Origin of the sequence: Bradyrhizobium sp. (assembly GCF_036735945.1) — a bacterium.
GTDB lineage: Bacteria > Pseudomonadota > Alphaproteobacteria > Rhizobiales > Xanthobacteraceae > Bradyrhizobium.
The window spans coordinates 1-16,246 of sequence record NZ_DAINNI010000009.1 but is presented as its reverse complement, the minus strand read 5'-3'; the positions used below and the strand labels follow the sequence as shown (position 1 = coordinate 16,246).

Here is a 16,246-nt window from a genome sequence, read left to right as displayed (position 1 = left end):
ACAGGGGTCAGAGCTTCGATTCTGTCAGTATATAGCAACGCCGGGCCCGGGCGTCCCGAGGGGACTGTAATAAGGATGTTCATGCCGGCGCGGGAACCTGCCGGATATTTTCTCCACTATGCCGGCTACCGCCTTGGATATGACGGTTGGGAGGCGCCACGGACCGTTTGGAGGGAACGTGCCGAACGCAAGCCACTGCCGCGGCGATGTGCCGCGATTGCTGTCCTATTCTTTCGGAATCAGCGCTTGCCGAACGCCAGCACGTGCAGGCCGAGCCGCCGGCGCACGATCCAGAACAGCAGCACGGTCTCGAACGCCAGCGAGATCGAGGTCGCGGCCGCTGCGCCGTGGCCGCCGAAGCGCGGCACCAGCATGACGCAGAGCACGACATTCATGACGAAGGCGAGCGCATAGGCCAGCGCGCAGATATGCTGGTGGCCGAGCATGTTGAGGAGTCGCTCGACCGGGCCGATCGCGGAGCGCACCACGAGTCCGATCGCGGCGATGAACATGATGTCGTAGCCGGCGACGAATTGCGGCCCGAACAGCCACAGCAGCGGCTTGCCGAACGCCAGCAGCACGATGGTCGCAGCCAGCGAGGGCCAGAACGTCCACTGGATCGCGTGCGCCACATAGGCCGACAGCCGCGGCTTGTCGCCCAGCGCATGATATTCGGCAAAACGATGCGCCGTCGTCGCCGCCATCGCATAGTGAATGAAGGAGACCAGCGCCAGCGTCTTCACCACTGCGAAATAGATGCCCACTTCTTCCGATGAGCGGAATTGCTGCAGCACCAACACGTCGGTGTAGGACAGCAGCAGGTAGAATCCCTCGACCATCAGGATCGGCAGCGAGACCGCGAGCCAGCCGCGGAAATCGTAGGCCTTCGGACCCGACTCGACATGGCCGCGGAGCCTGCGGTTGAGCACGACCATCTGGCCGATCATCGCGATCCATACCGCAGCAGTGCTCGCCAGCATCGCGGCGGTGGCGCCGAGATTGAAGCCGAGCACGAAGGCTCCGGCGGTAAAGCCGATGATCAGCGATTGCCGCACGATGAATTGCGGCATCAGGCCGAGCTGCATCCAGTCGTGCGAGCGGGCGATGCCGTCCTGGGTGTTGGCGACGACGAAGGCCGGCAGCGTCAGGCAGCCGACATAGAGCGGAACGATCGCGTTGGCGTCGATCCATGGCGACAGTCCCTTGACCACGCCGGCCAGCAGCAGCGAGACGATGGAGGACACGGCGAAGGTGATCCAGCGGCTGCCGGAAAGAAAACCGCGCAGCAGGTCATGCTTGCCGCGGGTCCGGTATTCCGGAATGATCTTCTGCGCGGAAGCCGAGATGCCGAAATCCATCATGCTGCCGAGCAGCAGCACCCAGGTCCAGACATAGACATAGACGCCGTAATCCGAGCCGCCCATCCAGCGCGCCAGCAGGATCTGCGCGAGATAGGCAAGGGCCGCGCTGAACACGCGGATGATGAAGATGGTACCGGCGAGCCGCCGCGTGACGGAAGCTTCGTTGGAGCCGCCGAGCAGCGCGCGCAGGCGCGCCATCGCGCCGGCAGGCTGAGCGGTTGCGGATTGCGTCTCCATCACGGCCACAAGGGTGCATCCCCGAAATGCGCCGCGAGGCAGCGGCGATGGCCGGATGTATCAACCATTCGTTAAGATTCGGTTGGGTGGGACGACGGACTGGTCAGTTCAAATTGACATTGAACTCATAGGCCCGGTCGCCGCCGACCAGTGTGAGCTTGAGCGCGGCGCCTTCCGGGCTGGCGCCGGGGGGCAGGCCGTCGAGTTCGAAGGTGAAGCGCTTGACGCCGGGCGGGCTTTGCTCGACCAGCTTCGGCACCGGCAACGCCCAGTCGGGCGTCGGCCCCTCGACGTACAGGCTGACCTCCCTGGCTTCGGGCGCGATGACGTCGACCAGGACGTTGGTCTTCCCCTGGCGCTTGATGTCGCGAATGGTCAGCGGATTGGGATCGCCGACATTGGCGGGCTTCGGCACCGCATTGAGCGCATCCGACAACGTGCCGTCCTCGGTGCTCGCAACGCTGGCAAAGGCGAGTTCGGCGCGGGCTTCGACCGGAATGCAAATCTTCTCGCAGACCGCGTAGCTGATGTCGGCCCGCAGCGTCACCGGCTTGTCGGCATTCCTGGCGACGATGCGCAACGGCAGTACGATCTGCTGCTTGTATCCCAGCGCGGTTCCGCCGGCGCCGTCATCGAATTTCGCCGGAGCCGGCCACAACACCGTCACAGCCTCGACATTGTCGGATTTGGAGAAATCGAAGCGGGGCGGGACGCCGGAGTCGCCGGGCGTGCGCCAATAGGTCTTCCATCCCGGCTGCAACTGGATAGCCACGCCGCCGAGCAGCACGGTACCGCTGCGCGATCCCGCCAGCAGCCGGAGCGCGGAATGCGCGTCGCGCTGCCATGGCGAGGCATCCTCGGCGCGAGCCTGCGACGTCGTACACGCAACATACAGAACGGCGGCGCCAAGCGCGGCACGCAAGGGAACCATCAGCATCATGGCACGTCTTTACAGGCAAGTTTCGGCGCAAACCATTGAATTGCGTGTGATCGGCGACAGTATGACCTCTGAAGCTTGATTGACAGAATTCGCCCCCGATATCAGTATGAAATCAGCAAGAGAGGCCGCTGCGGATGCGCCCTGAAGGCAAGACACGGAAGCCCCTTCGCCGCAAAGCTGCCGGCATTGGCGACAATTCGTCCGGCGAGGGCTATCTGGACGGCCGGCTGTTGATTGCCATGCCGGTCATGGGCGATCCGCGTTTCGAACGCTCGGTGATCTACATGTGCGCCCATTCGTCGGAAGGCGCGATGGGCATCATCGTCAACCGTCCGGCCGGCAGCATCGATTTTCCGGGATTGCTGGTGCAGCTCGATATCATTCAGAAGGCCGACCAGATCAAGCTGCCGGAAACCGCGGAGACACTGCAAGTGCTCAAGGGCGGTCCGGTCGACACCGGCCGCGGCTTCGTGCTGCATTCGAGCGATTTCATCATCAAGGACGCAACGCTGAACATCGACGACGGCATCTGCCTGACCGCGACGGTGGACATCCTCAAGGCGATCGCCCAGGGCACCGGGCCGAAACACGCGATCCTGGCGCTGGGCTACGCCGGCTGGGCGCCGGGCCAGCTCGAGAACGAGATCCAGCATAATGGCTGGCTGCATTGTGATGCCGACCCGGAACTGATCTTCGGCGACGACGTCGAGGAAAAGTACCAGCGCGCGCTGCGCAAGATCGGCATCGATCCCGGCATGCTGTCGAACCAGGCCGGCCACGCGTAGGTTTGCCGCACGCGGCCTGTCTACCTTGACGCTCTACTCCGCTGCCTGCTGCGCCACCGTCGGCTCGGTGCCGGCTACGGTCGCGCGGCGCATGTCGCGGGGCTGCGACTGATCGTAGCGCCGCACGCGGTGCATGGTCTGGCGGTTGTCCCACATCACGAGGTCGTGCAGCGTCCATTTGTGGACGTAGACGAATTCCGGCTGCGTGGCGTGCTCGTTGAGGTCGCGCAGCAGCAGCCGCGCTTCGGGCATGCTCATGCCCTTGATCGTGCCGGCATGCGAGGACAGATACAGCGACTTGCGGCCGTGCACCGGATGCGTCCGCACCAGCCGCTGCAGTACCGGCCTGAACATCGCTTTTTCCTCGTCGGTGTAGTCGAGGAAGCCGAGCGAGCCGCGCGAATACATCAGCGAATGCTCGCAGATCAGGTCATCGATCTCCGCCTTGGTCTCGTCGTCGAGCGCGTCATAGGCCGCGCGCATGTCGGCGAATTCGGTGTTGCCGCCCTTCGGGTTCACCACGCGCGCCGACAACAGCGAGAACTTTGCCGGGATCGGGCGGAACGAACTGTCGGAGTGCCACAGGCAGTTGCCGAGATTGAACAGATGGGCGCGGCTGTCGCGGGCGAGCGGCTTGCCGTCCTTGCCGAGGTTGGAGACGTCGTTCAGGCCCGTGGTGAGGCGGTACTCATCCTTCTTGACGATGGTGCCGCCGCGCGCCTGCTCGCGCTCGCCGAAATTCAGCGCAAAGGCGAGCTGCTGCTCGTCGGTGATGTCCTGGCCGTGGAATACCAGCACGGCATATTTGTCCATCGCCGCTTCGACTTCGCGCGCCTGCTCCGTGGTGAGCGGCACGCGCAGATCGAGGCCGGATACCTCGCCGACAAAATGCTTCTGCAACTGACGGATGGCCAGGGCCATGGCGCCTCTCCCCGATGCGTGATTTTTCCCGAAAGGCTACTCCCGGGCCGGGCGATGTCAACGCTACCGGTCCTGTCGGTGATGCATGGCCTCGTGTCCCGGACGCGGTGCAGCGCCGGGGCCATGTCGCGCGTCACGCATTCCGCGCCATCAGCCCGCCGTCGACATGGATCACCGTACCGGTCAGGAAGGACGCGGCCGGCAGGCAAAGGCTCAGCGTCATGTGCGCCACCTCTTCAGGGTCGCCGTAGCGGCCGAGTGCGGTGCGGCGCCTGGCGTAGATCGTCTTGTGCTCTTCGGAAATCCGATCGGTGATCGCGGTGCGGATCGGGCCCGGGCAGATGCAGTTGACGGTGATGCCCTCGCGTCCGAGCTCGACGGCAAGCGAGCGGGTCAGGCTGGTGACGCCACCCTTCGCGGCAGAGTAGGGGCTGTGCAGCGCGGTGGCGCCGAGCGCCTCGGTCGAGGCGATATTGACGATGCGCGGCGATTTCGACTTGCGCAGATGCGGCAGCGCGGCGCGGATGATGCGCGGGTGCGCGGTCAGCATCACGGCCAGCGCCTTGTCCCAGGCCGCGTCATAGCCCTCGTCGTCGATCGCCACGCGCACGGAGATGCCGGCATTGTTGATGACGATATCGAGCGAGCCGAAATGCGCGGCGACCTCGTTGACGACCTTGATGATGTCTTTGGGATTGGCGACATCGAGCGTCCATGCTTTCGCAGAACCGCCTCTCGATGCAATCTCGCTGGCGACCGCCTGCGTGGCTTCGGCGTTCAGATCGGTGACCGCAACATTGGCGCCTTCGGCGGCGAACACCAGCGCGGTGGCGCGGCCCATGCCGCTGGCGGCGCCGGTGACGAGAACGGTCAGGCCTTTGACCGAGCGGCTGAGCTCTTTGAAATCTGACATGATGGGACCCGGACAGAGATGCGCGTTGCAGGATTGACAAGGCTGGCACCGATCCGCAGAGAGGTCAAACGAGGCTGACGGCGCTATCAGAAACCAACAAAAAAGGATCGCAGGGATGAACGAACTGGATTTCAGCGACAGGCGGGTGCTGGTGGTGGGCGGTTCCAGCGGAATCGGCAACGGCATCGCGCAGGCCTTTCGGGCCAGGGGCGCGGCGGTCGCGGTCTGCGGCACCCGTGGCAGCGCCGCCGACTATTCGCCCGAGGAAGGATCGCATCTGGATGGGCTCGACTACTTCCAGCTCGACGTCAGCAACGCCCAGGCCATTCAATCCTTCAAGCCGCCTTTCGCAAAACTCGACGTGCTGGTGCTCGCGCAAGGCGCGGTGATCTACCGCCGCGGTGAGTTCGAGATGGACGGCTTTCGCAAGGTTCTCGAAGTCAATCTGATGAGCCTGATGGCATGCGCAACCAGGTTTCATGCGATGCTGAGCGCGAGCAAAGGTTCGCTGATCATCGTCAGTTCGACGGCGGCCTATCACTCCACCATGGGCAACCCGGCCTACAACGCCTCCAAGACCGGCGCGGTCGGCCTGACGCGCACGCTCGGCGAGGCATGGGCCGAGAACGGTATTCGCGTCAACGGCATCGCTCCGGGGCTGGTCGACACCAAGATGACCAAGGCGACGACCGCAAACCCGAAACGGCTGGAAGGCGCGCTGGAGCGGATTCCGCTGAAGCGGCTCGGCACACCGGCCGACATGGCCGGCGCGGCGCTGTTCCTGGCTTCCCCGCTGGCGTCCTACATCATCGGCCAGACCATCGTGGTCGATGGCGGGCTGATCCTGTAGGCCCGCCGGAAAGACCGCTGTTTCGAACGAGGAACCCTGGCCGGTTTCGTCGGTTACATCCCTTGAAAAACAGGGAGTAACCGCGATGGATAAGGATCGGATTGTCGGCTCGGCGAAGGATTTCGCCGGTAAGGTCGAAGGCACGGTCGGTGACATGACTGGCGACGCGAAGACGCAGGCCGAAGGCCGCGCGCGCGAAGCGGCGGGCACGGTGCAAAATCTCTACGGCCAGGCCAAGGATGCGGCGCGTGACGCCACCGACGCCGCCGTCAACTACGCCAAGGACGCTTACGAAAACAGCGGCGACACCGTTCGCAGCGGCCAGAAAGCGGTGGCGAAGACGGTGCAGGATAATCCGCTCGGCGCGTTGCTGGTCGCCGGCGGTATCGGATTTGCGCTGGCCCTGCTGATGACACGCCCGCCGCGCCGTCCGCCGCCGCGCTGGCGCTATTACGGCTGAGCTCAACCGGTCATTTTGGAACGCGACCCTCCGATGCGCCACGGCGCATCGGAGTTCGCATGATTCCAAAAACTATCGTGTCAGATTCCCGGGCGGCACTTCGGCCGATCGTCCGACATTGCCCGGTGGACGCGGCACGCCGGGAGCAGCCGGGCCGCGCGGCGGTGCGGCGGCGGGCGGGGGCGGCCGCGGTCCGGCGCCGAAGCCGCCGAAGAAGTCGCGCAGCGACGGCGCGTTGTTTTGCGCCGGCCGAATTTGCATCGGAGGCGGCGGCGGCTGCGTGAAGCGGCGCTGCTGTTGCTGCAGCGTTTGCTGCGGCGGCGGCAGCAGGAGCTGTTTCTGCGCGGGCGCTGCCGCCACCGTTCCGCCCGGTGAGGCGGCCGCAACCGGCGTATCGCCCTTGGCCTGCTCGCGGCCGATTTCCCGGCGAGGCCAGGCATAATCGTCGGCACGGCCGGCGGGCGCCGCCAGCGCTTCACCCTTGACCAGCGTGCGCGCCGCGAGCGCATCGACCGCAGCCGGGCGTGAGCCCGGACCACCGAGCAACTGATCGGTGCCGACGGAAGAGGCGACGAGCGGCATCACCGGTCCGGCCAGCGGCCGCGGCGCCGGCTGTCCGGGCGCGACATTGGCCTCGGGCGCTGTCGGCTCGATCGGCACGGCGATCGGGCCGGAGCGCGCGGCCAGCAGCCGCGTCACTTCGCGCTCGACATAATGGGCGAGCTTGCGCGCGCCGGGCTTTGTGAAGAAGACGCCGTCGGCGGTGCGCAACTGGCGGATCTGGCCCTCGAAGTCGGGGCCCTTTTGCAGGAAGCGGCCGGCTTCATCGACAAAGCCGTCCCAGATATCGACATAGGTGATGCCGGCCTTGCCCGCGCCATCGCGATAGAGCGCATCGAGAAACAGCATGTCGGCTGTTCCCTTCTGCCCGCGGATCGCCGGCAGCCCGACCCAGAGCACCGGCACGCCCCTGGATTTGAGGACGGCGTTCAGCTCTTCGATCTTCTTGGCGTAGAGTTCGACCCAGCGCTCGTCGCGAAACTCGTAGAGCCCGCCACTGGCGCGCGCGCTCTTTTCCGGAGCGGCGGTCTGGGGCCCGTCGTTCTCGGCTGCGTCATCGGGCGAGAGTTCGGCATCGACCGGTTTGTCGTCGCGCTTTGCCGCATCGGTCGAGCCTTCCGGCTTCGACTTGCCGTCTGTGGACTTGCCATCCGCAGCCTTACCATCCGCAGTCTTGCCCTCGGCAGACTTGCCGTCCGCAGGCTTGGCGTCCGGCTTGCCGCGCGCGTCCTTTTTCTCATCCTTCTTGTCGGTCTTTTTCTCGGTCGCCGCCTCGCGGATCGCCTGGCGATCATGGAGGCCGAGCATGACGACGATGGCATCCGCCTTTTCGGTGGCGAGGATGCCCTTGGCGGCCGCGGCCCAGTCGGCGGGCTCGCCGCGCGGCTGATACTTGATCAGGCCGGAGACGGTCTTGTGCTTGCGGATCACGCCCATGTCGGGCTGCTCGGAATAGGCGTCTTCGAGGCCGTAGCCCAGCCAGTCGGCCATCGCATCGCCGATCACCAGGATGTTGTGCTCCGCCACGGTGTCGCGCTTGGCGGGCCCGGGCGCGCGCGAGAAATCCTGGCGCGGCGCCTGCTGCTGCGAAGGCCGCTCCTGGAACGGGGCAAAGAAATCGCCACCGAACCAGCCGCCGCCGCGCTGCGGCGCTTGCCGCGGCGGACCGCCGAATCCGCCGAAGTTGAAAAACTGCGCGGAAGCCGGTCCCGCGATCCCGACCAGAAGCGCGATCGCAACCGCCAGCGCCACCAGCGGGCCGGTGTCGGTGAACACGCGCAAGAAGGATTTTGGCTTTCGCATCCGGCTCGGTCGCAAAATGGAACGTGAGGCGTCAAATATAATAGCGGAATCGGGCCGCAAGCGGGCAGATTTCATAGCCATGAACAGGGGACGGGGCTCCGCCGTCAAGGGCGCCGCCCCAATTGTTGATTTCGGGGTTAGCGATGCCACCAAACCGGCCCACCGGCCGCCTTATCGCAGGAAATAGGCCAGTTCCTTGCCCTTTTCGCCGGAAATGTACGGGTCCTGCCATGCGTCGGTGGTCTGCAGGAAACCCTTGCCGGTCGGCCGCGTCGGGGCTGGTTTGCCCTTGAGCATGGCGTCGCGGGTCTGCTGTTCCAGCACCGCTCTGAATTTATAGTGGTCGTAGATGTCGAGCACGTGGGTCGTATAGGCGAGCGCCAGGGCCCGGTTGCCGCGCAACACCAGCATATTCTCGTCATTGGCGTAGGAGGCCTTGAACCCCAGATTGTGGCTCCCGGTGATGACGACGCAGTCGGTCTCCGACATCGGATCGATGACGACGATCTTGTCATGGATGATGGCGTGGCCGGCGCTGAGCAGTTCGCGCTGGAAATCGCCGATCAGATCCCTGATCGCCGCGGCGCGGATCATCAGCACGTTGGGAACACCCACCGGGCTGAAGATCGCTGCCGGCGGAATCTTCGGCGCATTCTTGTCGTGCGGCTCGTCCTTGGGCGGTGCGACAAATCCAGGCAGCGCGGTCGGGTCGCTGATCGCGCCGAACACGGTAAGTTTCGGATCGAGCCGGCCGAAATCGATGCCGGCGGATACGACGGTGTTGACGTCTTCGGCTTCGGCGTCGGTTCGCCCCGGGTTGAACACCAGGAAGAAAATCGCGTCCTTGGCCTGCTTCATCAGCGAGAACACGAACTGCAGATCGGGCGGCACGGTGCGGGTCTTCGGCGTTCCCGTCTTCGGCGTATTCGGGGAATACCAGAGATCGACTTTTGTCTTTCCCTTATCAATCGTCATCGAATTCGGTGTCGCGTCGGCCTTGCGCAGGACGGGGCCCTGGTCCGAGGTGAGCGGCGCGCTGAGCGGTTCGGGGATCGGCAGTTTGTCGGCGTGCAGCCTGTTCCAGTAGTCGAAGTAAGCTTTCGCGACGGCATCGGATTCGATGATGATCGCATTGTTGGACTGGGCGCACAGGCCGGTCTTGGTCCAGTTCGTGCTTCCAGACCAAACGACGATCGGCTTGTCGTTCTTGTCGAGCAGGACCGCGAACTTGTTGTGCCCGATATGGGCCGAGTTGTTGAACATCCGGTTCTGAAGCCGGTTGCCCATCAGGGCCGCGAGCTTGGCTCGCGCTGCGGCGTTTGTCGTGTCCCAGACGGTGACCTTCTTGGGCTTGGCGTCGCCCTTTGCGACCTTCTTCACCGCTTTCTTGGGAGCTTTCTTGGCGGCTTTCTCCGCCGCGACCGATTTCTTCGCCGCACTTACCTTCTTCGCTGACTTCTTGGCCTTCGTTGCGATCGATTTCTTCTTCTTGGCCTTCTTGGCCTTGCCGACCACTCCCGATCTCTTCACCATGGTCTTCGCCGCGGCGGCCATGCTGGCCGGTTTCGCGTTGCCGGCTGCCACCGTATTGCTGCCGGCGGTCGAGAGAATGAGATGCAGCCGCGCCTGGTTCTGGACCAGCAGGTCGACCAGTTCGACATCCTCGAGTTCATACAAGGCAAGGTGCAGCGTTCCGTCTTCCTGTTCGGCGCGCGCAAACATGGTTTTGAGCGCCGGCAGCACGTCGCCGGCGAGGAAGGTCCGGATCGGATCGCCGGGCTTTTTGATGTGGGCGTCGATCTGCGGCTTGGTCGGCGCCTTGCCGTCCGGAGTCTCGAGCTGCTTGCGCAGGTTCTGCGTCGACAGGATTCCGTTGTTGAAGAACGCTGAGACGTCGCCGAAATTGTTCGACACGTTGAATTCATTGGTCTCGCCGGCCTCACCGCAGACGAACATCGGAATCGGCTCGCCCTTGTATTTACCGGGTTGCGCGGTTGGCGAGAGCGGCACCGCCACCCGGCCCGGCGCTTTTGGGCCGACCGGAACGATCTCGTATTTGGCGCGGAACGGTGCGCGAATCTGCAGCTTGTTGCGGCTGCGCCGCAGGGTGAGATCGCGCCAGGAGAATTTCTGGATCGGCCAGACACTGGTGTCCTGTTCTTCCCAATCCGGGTTGGACTGGGTGTCGAAGGCAACCCATGCCGGCAGCAACCGCCGTTCGCCGGTGTCGAGATCGATGCGGGTGATCATGAAGCCGAGGCAGTCCTTGATCTTGCCGTCGGTCTTCCAGGCCAGATAGGCCACTTCATTGTTACAAAAAGCGCGGGCTTCAATAACTTTGGCCATGGCAATCTCCCGATCGATTTCCGCGGGGATGCGCTGCGCTCTTGGTCTCGGCAAATTGAAAAAGAGAGTCTAGAGGCGCGCCGCGTGCGACACTATTACTCCCCTTCAATCAAGATTTGTGTGAGCTAATTAATACAATCGTGTGACGGATGATGCGTCGGGCCGGCCCCGAGGGGACGCCAATCGGGCCCTAGCGGCCCCTGAGCCGCTCCAGCACATCCGCCGAGGCAAATCCGTCCGCCGGGGCTCCGATCGAGGCCTGGAAGCTGCGGAGCGCCTCCCTGGTCTGGCCCCCGAACTGGCCGTCCGGGGTGCCCTTGTAGAAGCCGCGCTGGGCGAGGAGCTGTTGCAGTTCAAGCCGCTCGGCTCGCGACAGCACCCGTTCCTGCCGCGGCCAGGGTTGCACGAAGGGCGGGCCGCCACGCAGGCGGTCGGCAAAATGGCCGATCGCCAACGCATAGGCCTCCGCCGGGTTGTATTTCATGATCACCCGGAAATTCTGCAGCATCAGGAAGCCTGGCCCCTGCATGCCGGCCGGCGCCAGCAGATAGGCCTTCTCGGTCGTATCAGGGAAAGGTTTGCCGTCGGCCCGGGTCAGGCCCTGGGCCTTCCACTGCGCAATCGTCATCGCCCTGGATTTGTCCGCGAGCATGAAATTGAAGCCCTGCGGCAGCACCACCTCGTAGCCCCAGCTCCGGCCGGCCTGCCAGCCGTCCTTCTTCAGGTTGTTGGCGGTGGAGGCGATCAGGTCGGCAGCGTTGTCGACGACGTCGCGGCGGCCGTCGCCGTCGCCGTCGACCGCGTAGCGCTTGAAGGCGGTCGGCATGAACTGCGTCGGGCCGAACGCGCCGGCCCAGGAACCGCGCATCTGCTCGATACGCAGATCGCCGCGGTTGAGGATTTCGAGCGCGGTGAGGAATTCGTCCTTGAAATAGGCCTGGCGGCGGCCGATGCAGGCCAGTGTCGCTGTCGAATTCACCACGCTGCGGTCGCCGATCTGCGTCGAGTAGTTGGATTCGATGCCCCAGATCGACGCGATGATGTAGCGGTCGACGCCGTAGGCCTTCTCCACCGCATCGAATTGCGGCTTGTACTTTGCGAGGACCTCGCGCCCCTTGGCGAGGCGGTTGTCGTTCACGAGGATGTCGAGATAGTCCCAGATCGCCTTGGTGAATTCGGGCTGCGAATCCATCAGGTCCATGATGCGCAAGTCAGGCGCCAGGCCCGCGGTGAAGCGCTGGAAATTTTCCTGGCTGATGTTGCGCCGTGCGGCATCAGGCCACATCGAGGCGACGCAATTCTGAAAGTTGTCCGCCGCCTGCCGGATCGCGCTGGCGGTCATCAGGGGATGGCCGGAGGCGCCGTCCTCGCCGCTCCAGGGCGGTGGCGCGCCGTTCGGGCTCGGCGCGGCCTGCAGCGCGGGGCTGGATTTGGGGCCTGAGAAGATATTGCCCAAAAAGTTTGAAATCCCGTCGCTGCCGGGCGATTGGGCGTTGGCCGGGTGGGGGGAGGCTGCGTCAAGGGAACACAGCAGCGCGGCCGCGATCAAGATCACGCCGACCCGATTGCTCATCGCTCGTTCAGCCAGGCCCATGCAGTGTCCGTCCGTCGTTTCCCGCTCCGGTTCTAAGGCCGGCCACGGTTTCCAATAGCTTAACACTGGGCATTTTGTTGTCGCACCGTCCGCGCGCAAGGGGATGTGAACGGTCACCATACATCCGCCTTTGTTCAGGGCTGCAAACCGGCTATCAACGTGCTTTCAAAGCGCTTTCCTCATTTTCCAAGGTCCCCGTAAAGGCTCCCGATATCCCATGAAGATCCGCAAAGCCGTTTTTCCGGTCGCCGGGCTCGGCACCCGTGTCCTTCCCGCCACCAAGGCGATGCCGAAGGAAATGCTGACCATCGTCGACAAGCCCTTGATTCAATATGTGGTCGACGAGGCCAAGGAAGCCGGGATCGAGCATTTCGTCTTCGTCACCGGCCGCAACAAGGGCGTGATCGAGGATCATTTCGACCGCATGTTCGAGCTCGACACCACGCTGGCCCAGCGCGGCAAGAAGGCCGAGCAGGACATCCTGGCGCGCGACCAGCCCGAAGCCGGCGCCATGAGCTTCACCCGCCAGCAGGCGCCGCTCGGTCTCGGCCACGCTGTCTGGTGCGCGCGCGACATCGTCGGCGACGAGCCGTTCGCGGTCGTGCTGCCGGATGAGCTGGTGCTGAACAATCCGGGCTGCCTGAAGCAGATGATCGAGGCCGCCTCCAAGCTCGGCGAAAAATCCAACCTGCTCGCGGTCGAGGCGGTGCCGGACGATCTCACCCATCAATACGGCATCTGTGGCGTCGGCAAGCGCCTCGCCGGCAACATGTTCGAGGTCGACGGCATGGTCGAGAAGCCGCCGAAGGGCACGGCGCCGTCAAACCTCTCGATCACCGGGCGCTACATCCTGCAGCCGGAAATCTTCAAGATCCTCGAGAAGCAGGAGCGCGGCGCGGGCAACGAGATCCAGCTCACCGACGCGATGAAGACGCTCGCCGGGACGCAGAAATTCTATGGCGTCGAGTTCGAGGGCGAGCGGCACGATTGCGGTTCGAAATCCGGCTTCCTGCGCGCCAACATCGCCTACGGCATGGCCCGCGACGAACTGCGCGAGGGCCTGCGCGCGGAGATGAAGAAGTATCTGGAGAAGAAGTGAAACGCTTCTAAGCCACCAGCGCGAGCTGCGGGATCGCGGCGACGACGGACTGGTTGCGGCCATTGGCCTTGGCGGCGTAGAGCGCCTTGTCGGCGGCTTCGATGAGGTCTGACCAATCCAGCGACCCGGCAGGCGTAATGCTTGCCACGCCTGTGCTGATGGTGGTTACGCCGGGGTCTTCTGCCCATTGCTCGACCTTCAGGCGGATGGTCTCGGCAACCGTGACGGCTTCGATCGCCGACAGGCCCGGCAACAGGACGGCAAACTCCTCGCCGCCAAAGCGCGCAGGACAATCGCCGGCCCGCCGCACCGTATCTGAAATGCAGATCGCGATGCCGACCAGGATCTGGTCGCCGGCCTGATGGCCGTAGGTGTCGTTGTAGGCCTTGAAATGATCGGCATCGATCATCAGCAGCGCGACCGGCGTCTTGTTGCGGGCCGCACGCCGCCATTCCGCGTCGATTTCGAGGTCGAACTTGCGCCGGTTCTTCAGCCCGGTGAGCGAATCCGTGGTCGCCAGCTCTTCCAGCCTGTCCTCGGCCTTGGCGCGGCGGCCGATCTCGCGCGCCAGGAACAGCGTGGTGCCGACCACGAACACGATCAGCACCAGCATGATCGCTCCGATCCGCAGCACTTCCCGGTGCCAGAGCTTCAGGATGGTTGCGACCGGCTTGCCGACCACGACAAAGAACAGGTTCGTGCTGCCGCTTCTGACATAGAGCCGCGCGGTCTGATCGACCGGCCCGACGCCGGAATAGGCCGAGCCTTGCTTCAGATTGTCGGCGCTCCAGTTCCGTCGCTCCGCCAGGCTTTTTCCGATGATGTCGAGGTCGAACGGCGTCCGCATGATGATGGTTCGGTCGCGGCGCAGGACGGTGATGGTGTCGCCGGGATCGAGGGTCAGCCGGCCGAATAGATCATGAAAATAGCTGAAGCGGATCGAACCCACGACAACGCCAAGGAAGCCGCCGTCGGTGCCGGTGACGCGGCGGCTGAACACGATGGAATAGGCGCCCCGGCGCAGCATCGGGCGGCTCATGTAAAGGCCGACGTCGCGACTGGCGCGATGAACCTGGAAGTACTCCTCGTCGCTGCGATCCTCCGGCGCCGGGTCGAGGCTTGCCGCATCGATGGTCAACCTGCCCTTGGCATCGAACACCTGGATAGCGCCGAAGTGCTTGGCGGTCGCGGCATGATCGAACAAGATCAGATGGCGGATCTCCTTGCTGACCTTGTTGATCTCCGGCATCACGAGATTGCTGGCGACGTTGCGCAGGGACAGGTCGTAGAGCTCGATGTTCCGGGCGATTTCGGAATCGATTCCGGTTGCGAGGTTTTCCAGCGTCTGGCGCGCGAGTTCTTCCTCGCCGCGGCGCATGTCGAGCATCACGCTGATGCAGATCGCGGAGAATCCGATCACGGTCGCGATCGAGGATGCGATCAACAGCTTCGCGGACAAGCGCCAGGGCCGGCGGCCGGAATCTGTCCTGAACCAGCCCCTTCCGGCCACGTCGCTTTGCCGTCCGAATAGCATCATGCGCTCCAAGCCATCCGGTATGCGCTTGATAAATTGTTGCCGCCTTAAGCAGCGGCCGCGTTATGATAGAGAGTTAACGATCGGTTGCCGGCACCGACGGTTTTGTGCAGATTGCCATCGAGGACACGCGTGAACGCTTATGACCCGCTACGGGACTATCTAAAGGCGCAGACGCGCGCGGAATTCGTGCTGAGCTTCGAGGAGATCGAGGAGATCATCGACGCCGCGCTGCCGCGTGCGGCGCATCGTGCCTCGTGGTGGGACAGCCTGCGCAGCCCGCAGGAAAAGATGCCGCAGCGCGAGGCCTGCCTCGACGGAGGCTACATCGCCACGCGCCAGGCGGATGGGCAGAGCGTGAAGTTCAAGCGGATGCCGGCGCGGCGGTGAGGGTAGTGCGATAGTTGAGGCACGGGGCCTCGTGCCGAAAAACGGGCAAGGGTGATCTTGATTTCGGATCTGTGGGCAGGCCTGTGAGCGCTGTCGCTTCACGCAGCATCAGCGACCACGGGCTTGATCTTGTCGAGTTGCTTGCCGAGTTCCCGCTCGGCTGTTTGCACGTCATAGGCATTCTGCAGGTTTAGCCAGAGCAGGGTTGACGTATTCAGCGCTTTGGACAGCCTGAGAGCCGTATCAGCCGTGATGTTGGTGGTCTCGCTCGCAAGGCGCTCGATCCTGGTGCGAGGCACGCCGCACGCCTTCGCCAGCGCGCCTGGCGAGAGCCCGAGCGGTTTCAGGAATTCCTCCCGGAGAACTTCTCCGGGGTGCATCGGTGCCAGCTTCTTTGTCATGTGCGACTCTCCGAGTCTGGGCCTGTTTTCAAGTCTGGGTATGATTAGTGGTAATCGGTGAATTCGACGTCTTTCGGTCCGTCCTTGGTCCAGACGAAGCAGATGCGGAACTGATTGTTTACGCGAATGGAGTGTTGTCCTGCCCGGTCACCCTTCAAGGCCTCGAGACGATTGCCTGGAGGAGAACGAAGGTCTTGCAGGGAAGTCGCTGCGTTCAAATAACGCGTATCATGATGTGATGCATTTTTCGGTGGCGAAACGATCAGCTCGCCGCTTCCAGCCGCTCTTCCGTCAGCAGCCGCATCGCCGCGTCGGCGTCCATCGGCTCGCCGAAGGCGAAGCCCTGCGCGTATTCGCAGCCGAGCTGATAGAGCTCGACCGCGTCCGAATCCGTCTCCGCGCCTTCCGCCACCACGTCCATGCCGAGATCGTGGGCCAGCGCGATGATCGATTTCAGGATCACCGGGCGGGTGCCGCGGCTGGTGGTGCGCACGAAGGACTGGTCGATCTTGATGGTGTCGAACGGGAAGCGCTGCAGATAGGCCAGCGAGG

The 16,246-nt window shown here is 64.0% G+C and carries 16 protein-coding genes; 5 read left to right on the top strand and 11 right to left on the bottom strand.

The annotated features are described in order from the left end of the window. Positions 1 to 239: 239 nt before the first annotated feature. Both V7E26_RS05080 and V7E26_RS05075 read right to left on the bottom strand, forming a co-directional pair. A complete protein-coding gene (locus tag V7E26_RS05080; protein WP_324414133.1) occupies positions 240 to 1,598 on the bottom strand; it encodes a flippase in 1,359 nt (452 codons plus the stop codon). Between the two features lie 103 nt (positions 1,599 to 1,701). Next, a complete protein-coding gene (locus tag V7E26_RS05075) occupies positions 1,702 to 2,538 on the bottom strand; it encodes a protein-disulfide reductase DsbD domain-containing protein (RefSeq protein WP_324414131.1) in 837 nt (278 codons plus the stop codon). 134 nt (positions 2,539 to 2,672) lie between these two features. Between V7E26_RS05075 and V7E26_RS05070 the strand changes: the two genes are divergently transcribed. After that, positions 2,673 to 3,323: a YqgE/AlgH family protein gene (locus tag V7E26_RS05070; RefSeq protein ID WP_324414129.1), complete on the top strand. Its 651-nt coding sequence runs from the start codon at positions 2,673 to 2,675 to the stop codon at positions 3,321 to 3,323. A 33-nt stretch (positions 3,324 to 3,356) separates the two neighbouring features. On the opposite strand, the gene V7E26_RS05065 is transcribed toward V7E26_RS05070, so the two are convergent. Both V7E26_RS05065 and V7E26_RS05060 read right to left on the bottom strand, forming a co-directional pair. Further along, entirely contained in the window at positions 3,357 to 4,244 is an 888-nt protein-coding gene (locus V7E26_RS05065) for a TauD/TfdA dioxygenase family protein (protein WP_324414127.1), read from the bottom strand. Positions 4,245 to 4,377: 133 nt separating this feature from the next. Further along, positions 4,378 to 5,157 (bottom strand): SDR family NAD(P)-dependent oxidoreductase, encoded by a 780-nt coding sequence (locus V7E26_RS05060; RefSeq protein ID WP_324414125.1) that lies wholly within the window; start codon positions 5,155 to 5,157, stop codon positions 4,378 to 4,380. Between the two features lie 115 nt (positions 5,158 to 5,272). On the opposite strand from V7E26_RS05060, the gene V7E26_RS05055 reads away from it, so the two are divergent. Next, positions 5,273 to 6,007, top strand: a complete 735-nt coding sequence (locus V7E26_RS05055; protein WP_324414123.1) for an SDR family NAD(P)-dependent oxidoreductase — start codon at positions 5,273 to 5,275, stop codon at positions 6,005 to 6,007. A gap of 85 nt (positions 6,008 to 6,092) precedes the next feature. After that, the gene (locus tag V7E26_RS05050; RefSeq protein ID WP_324414121.1) at positions 6,093 to 6,467 is read left to right on the top strand and encodes a CsbD family protein; all 375 of its coding nucleotides are present in this window, start codon (positions 6,093 to 6,095) and stop codon (positions 6,465 to 6,467) included. A gap of 72 nt (positions 6,468 to 6,539) precedes the next feature. Here V7E26_RS05050 and V7E26_RS05045 read toward each other — a convergent pair whose 3' ends face one another. From V7E26_RS05045 to V7E26_RS05035, 3 genes are all read right to left on the bottom strand, one after another. Further along, the gene (locus V7E26_RS05045) at positions 6,540 to 8,330 is read right to left on the bottom strand and encodes a DUF459 domain-containing protein (protein ID WP_324414119.1); all 1,791 of its coding nucleotides are present in this window, start codon (positions 8,328 to 8,330) and stop codon (positions 6,540 to 6,542) included. A gap of 171 nt (positions 8,331 to 8,501) precedes the next feature. Next, on the bottom strand, positions 8,502 to 10,676 hold the full coding sequence (locus V7E26_RS05040; RefSeq protein WP_324414117.1) for a hypothetical protein: 2,175 nt from the start codon (positions 10,674 to 10,676) through the stop codon (positions 8,502 to 8,504). A gap of 190 nt (positions 10,677 to 10,866) precedes the next feature. Beyond that, positions 10,867 to 12,249: a lytic murein transglycosylase gene (locus V7E26_RS05035; protein ID WP_324414115.1), complete on the bottom strand. Its 1,383-nt coding sequence runs from the start codon at positions 12,247 to 12,249 to the stop codon at positions 10,867 to 10,869. Between the two features lie 238 nt (positions 12,250 to 12,487). Here V7E26_RS05035 and galU point away from each other — a divergent pair, with 238 nt between their 5' ends. Then, positions 12,488 to 13,369 (top strand): UTP--glucose-1-phosphate uridylyltransferase GalU, encoded by an 882-nt coding sequence (gene galU, locus V7E26_RS05030; protein ID WP_324414113.1) that lies wholly within the window; start codon positions 12,488 to 12,490, stop codon positions 13,367 to 13,369. Positions 13,370 to 13,376: 7 nt separating this feature from the next. On the opposite strand, the gene V7E26_RS05025 is transcribed toward galU, so the two are convergent. Continuing rightward, the gene (locus V7E26_RS05025) at positions 13,377 to 14,903 is read right to left on the bottom strand and encodes a sensor domain-containing diguanylate cyclase (RefSeq protein ID WP_324414111.1); all 1,527 of its coding nucleotides are present in this window, start codon (positions 14,901 to 14,903) and stop codon (positions 13,377 to 13,379) included. A 132-nt stretch (positions 14,904 to 15,035) separates the two neighbouring features. Between V7E26_RS05025 and V7E26_RS05020 the strand changes: the two genes are divergently transcribed. Then, entirely contained in the window at positions 15,036 to 15,293 is a 258-nt protein-coding gene (locus tag V7E26_RS05020; protein ID WP_324414109.1) for a DUF7662 domain-containing protein, read from the top strand. 98 nt (positions 15,294 to 15,391) lie between these two features. Here the strand turns inward: V7E26_RS05020 and V7E26_RS05015 are convergent, their stop codons facing one another. The 3 genes from V7E26_RS05015 to V7E26_RS05005 form a co-directional block, all read right to left on the bottom strand. Then, on the bottom strand, positions 15,392 to 15,694 hold the full coding sequence (locus V7E26_RS05015; protein WP_324414107.1) for a HigA family addiction module antitoxin: 303 nt from the start codon (positions 15,692 to 15,694) through the stop codon (positions 15,392 to 15,394). A 44-nt stretch (positions 15,695 to 15,738) separates the two neighbouring features. Continuing rightward, positions 15,739 to 15,960 carry a type II toxin-antitoxin system RelE/ParE family toxin gene (locus V7E26_RS05010; protein ID WP_442893355.1) on the bottom strand — a complete coding sequence of 74 codons (222 nt, stop codon included), beginning with the start codon at positions 15,958 to 15,960 and terminating at the stop codon, positions 15,739 to 15,741. Next, on the bottom strand, positions 15,957 to 16,246 hold a 290-nt coding region (locus V7E26_RS05005; protein WP_324414105.1), incomplete at its 5' end, for an EAL domain-containing protein. The genes V7E26_RS05010 and V7E26_RS05005, both read right to left, overlap by 4 nt.

Excerpts from the sequence above, each read along its gene's own strand:
- V7E26_RS05080 (WP_324414133.1), bottom strand. The coding sequence starts at position 1,598 with ATGGAGACGCAATCCGCAACCGCTCAGCCTGCCGGCGCGATGGCGCGC.
- V7E26_RS05075 (WP_324414131.1), bottom strand. The coding sequence starts at position 2,538 with ATGATGCTGATGGTTCCCTTGCGTGCCGCGCTTGGCGCCGCCGTTCTG.
- V7E26_RS05070 (WP_324414129.1), top strand. The coding sequence starts at position 2,673 with ATGCGCCCTGAAGGCAAGACACGGAAGCCCCTTCGCCGCAAAGCTGCC.
- V7E26_RS05065 (WP_324414127.1), bottom strand. The coding sequence starts at position 4,244 with ATGGCCCTGGCCATCCGTCAGTTGCAGAAGCATTTTGTCGGCGAGGTA.
- V7E26_RS05060 (WP_324414125.1), bottom strand. The coding sequence starts at position 5,157 with ATGTCAGATTTCAAAGAGCTCAGCCGCTCGGTCAAAGGCCTGACCGTT.
- V7E26_RS05055 (WP_324414123.1), top strand. The coding sequence starts at position 5,273 with ATGAACGAACTGGATTTCAGCGACAGGCGGGTGCTGGTGGTGGGCGGT.
- V7E26_RS05050 (WP_324414121.1), top strand. The coding sequence starts at position 6,093 with ATGGATAAGGATCGGATTGTCGGCTCGGCGAAGGATTTCGCCGGTAAG.
- V7E26_RS05045 (WP_324414119.1), bottom strand. The coding sequence starts at position 8,330 with ATGCGAAAGCCAAAATCCTTCTTGCGCGTGTTCACCGACACCGGCCCG.
- V7E26_RS05040 (WP_324414117.1), bottom strand. The coding sequence starts at position 10,676 with ATGGCCAAAGTTATTGAAGCCCGCGCTTTTTGTAACAATGAAGTGGCC.
- V7E26_RS05035 (WP_324414115.1), bottom strand. The coding sequence starts at position 12,249 with ATGAGCAATCGGGTCGGCGTGATCTTGATCGCGGCCGCGCTGCTGTGT.
- galU (WP_324414113.1), top strand. The coding sequence starts at position 12,488 with ATGAAGATCCGCAAAGCCGTTTTTCCGGTCGCCGGGCTCGGCACCCGT.
- V7E26_RS05025 (WP_324414111.1), bottom strand. The coding sequence starts at position 14,903 with ATGCTATTCGGACGGCAAAGCGACGTGGCCGGAAGGGGCTGGTTCAGG.
- V7E26_RS05015 (WP_324414107.1), bottom strand. The coding sequence starts at position 15,694 with ATGACAAAGAAGCTGGCACCGATGCACCCCGGAGAAGTTCTCCGGGAG.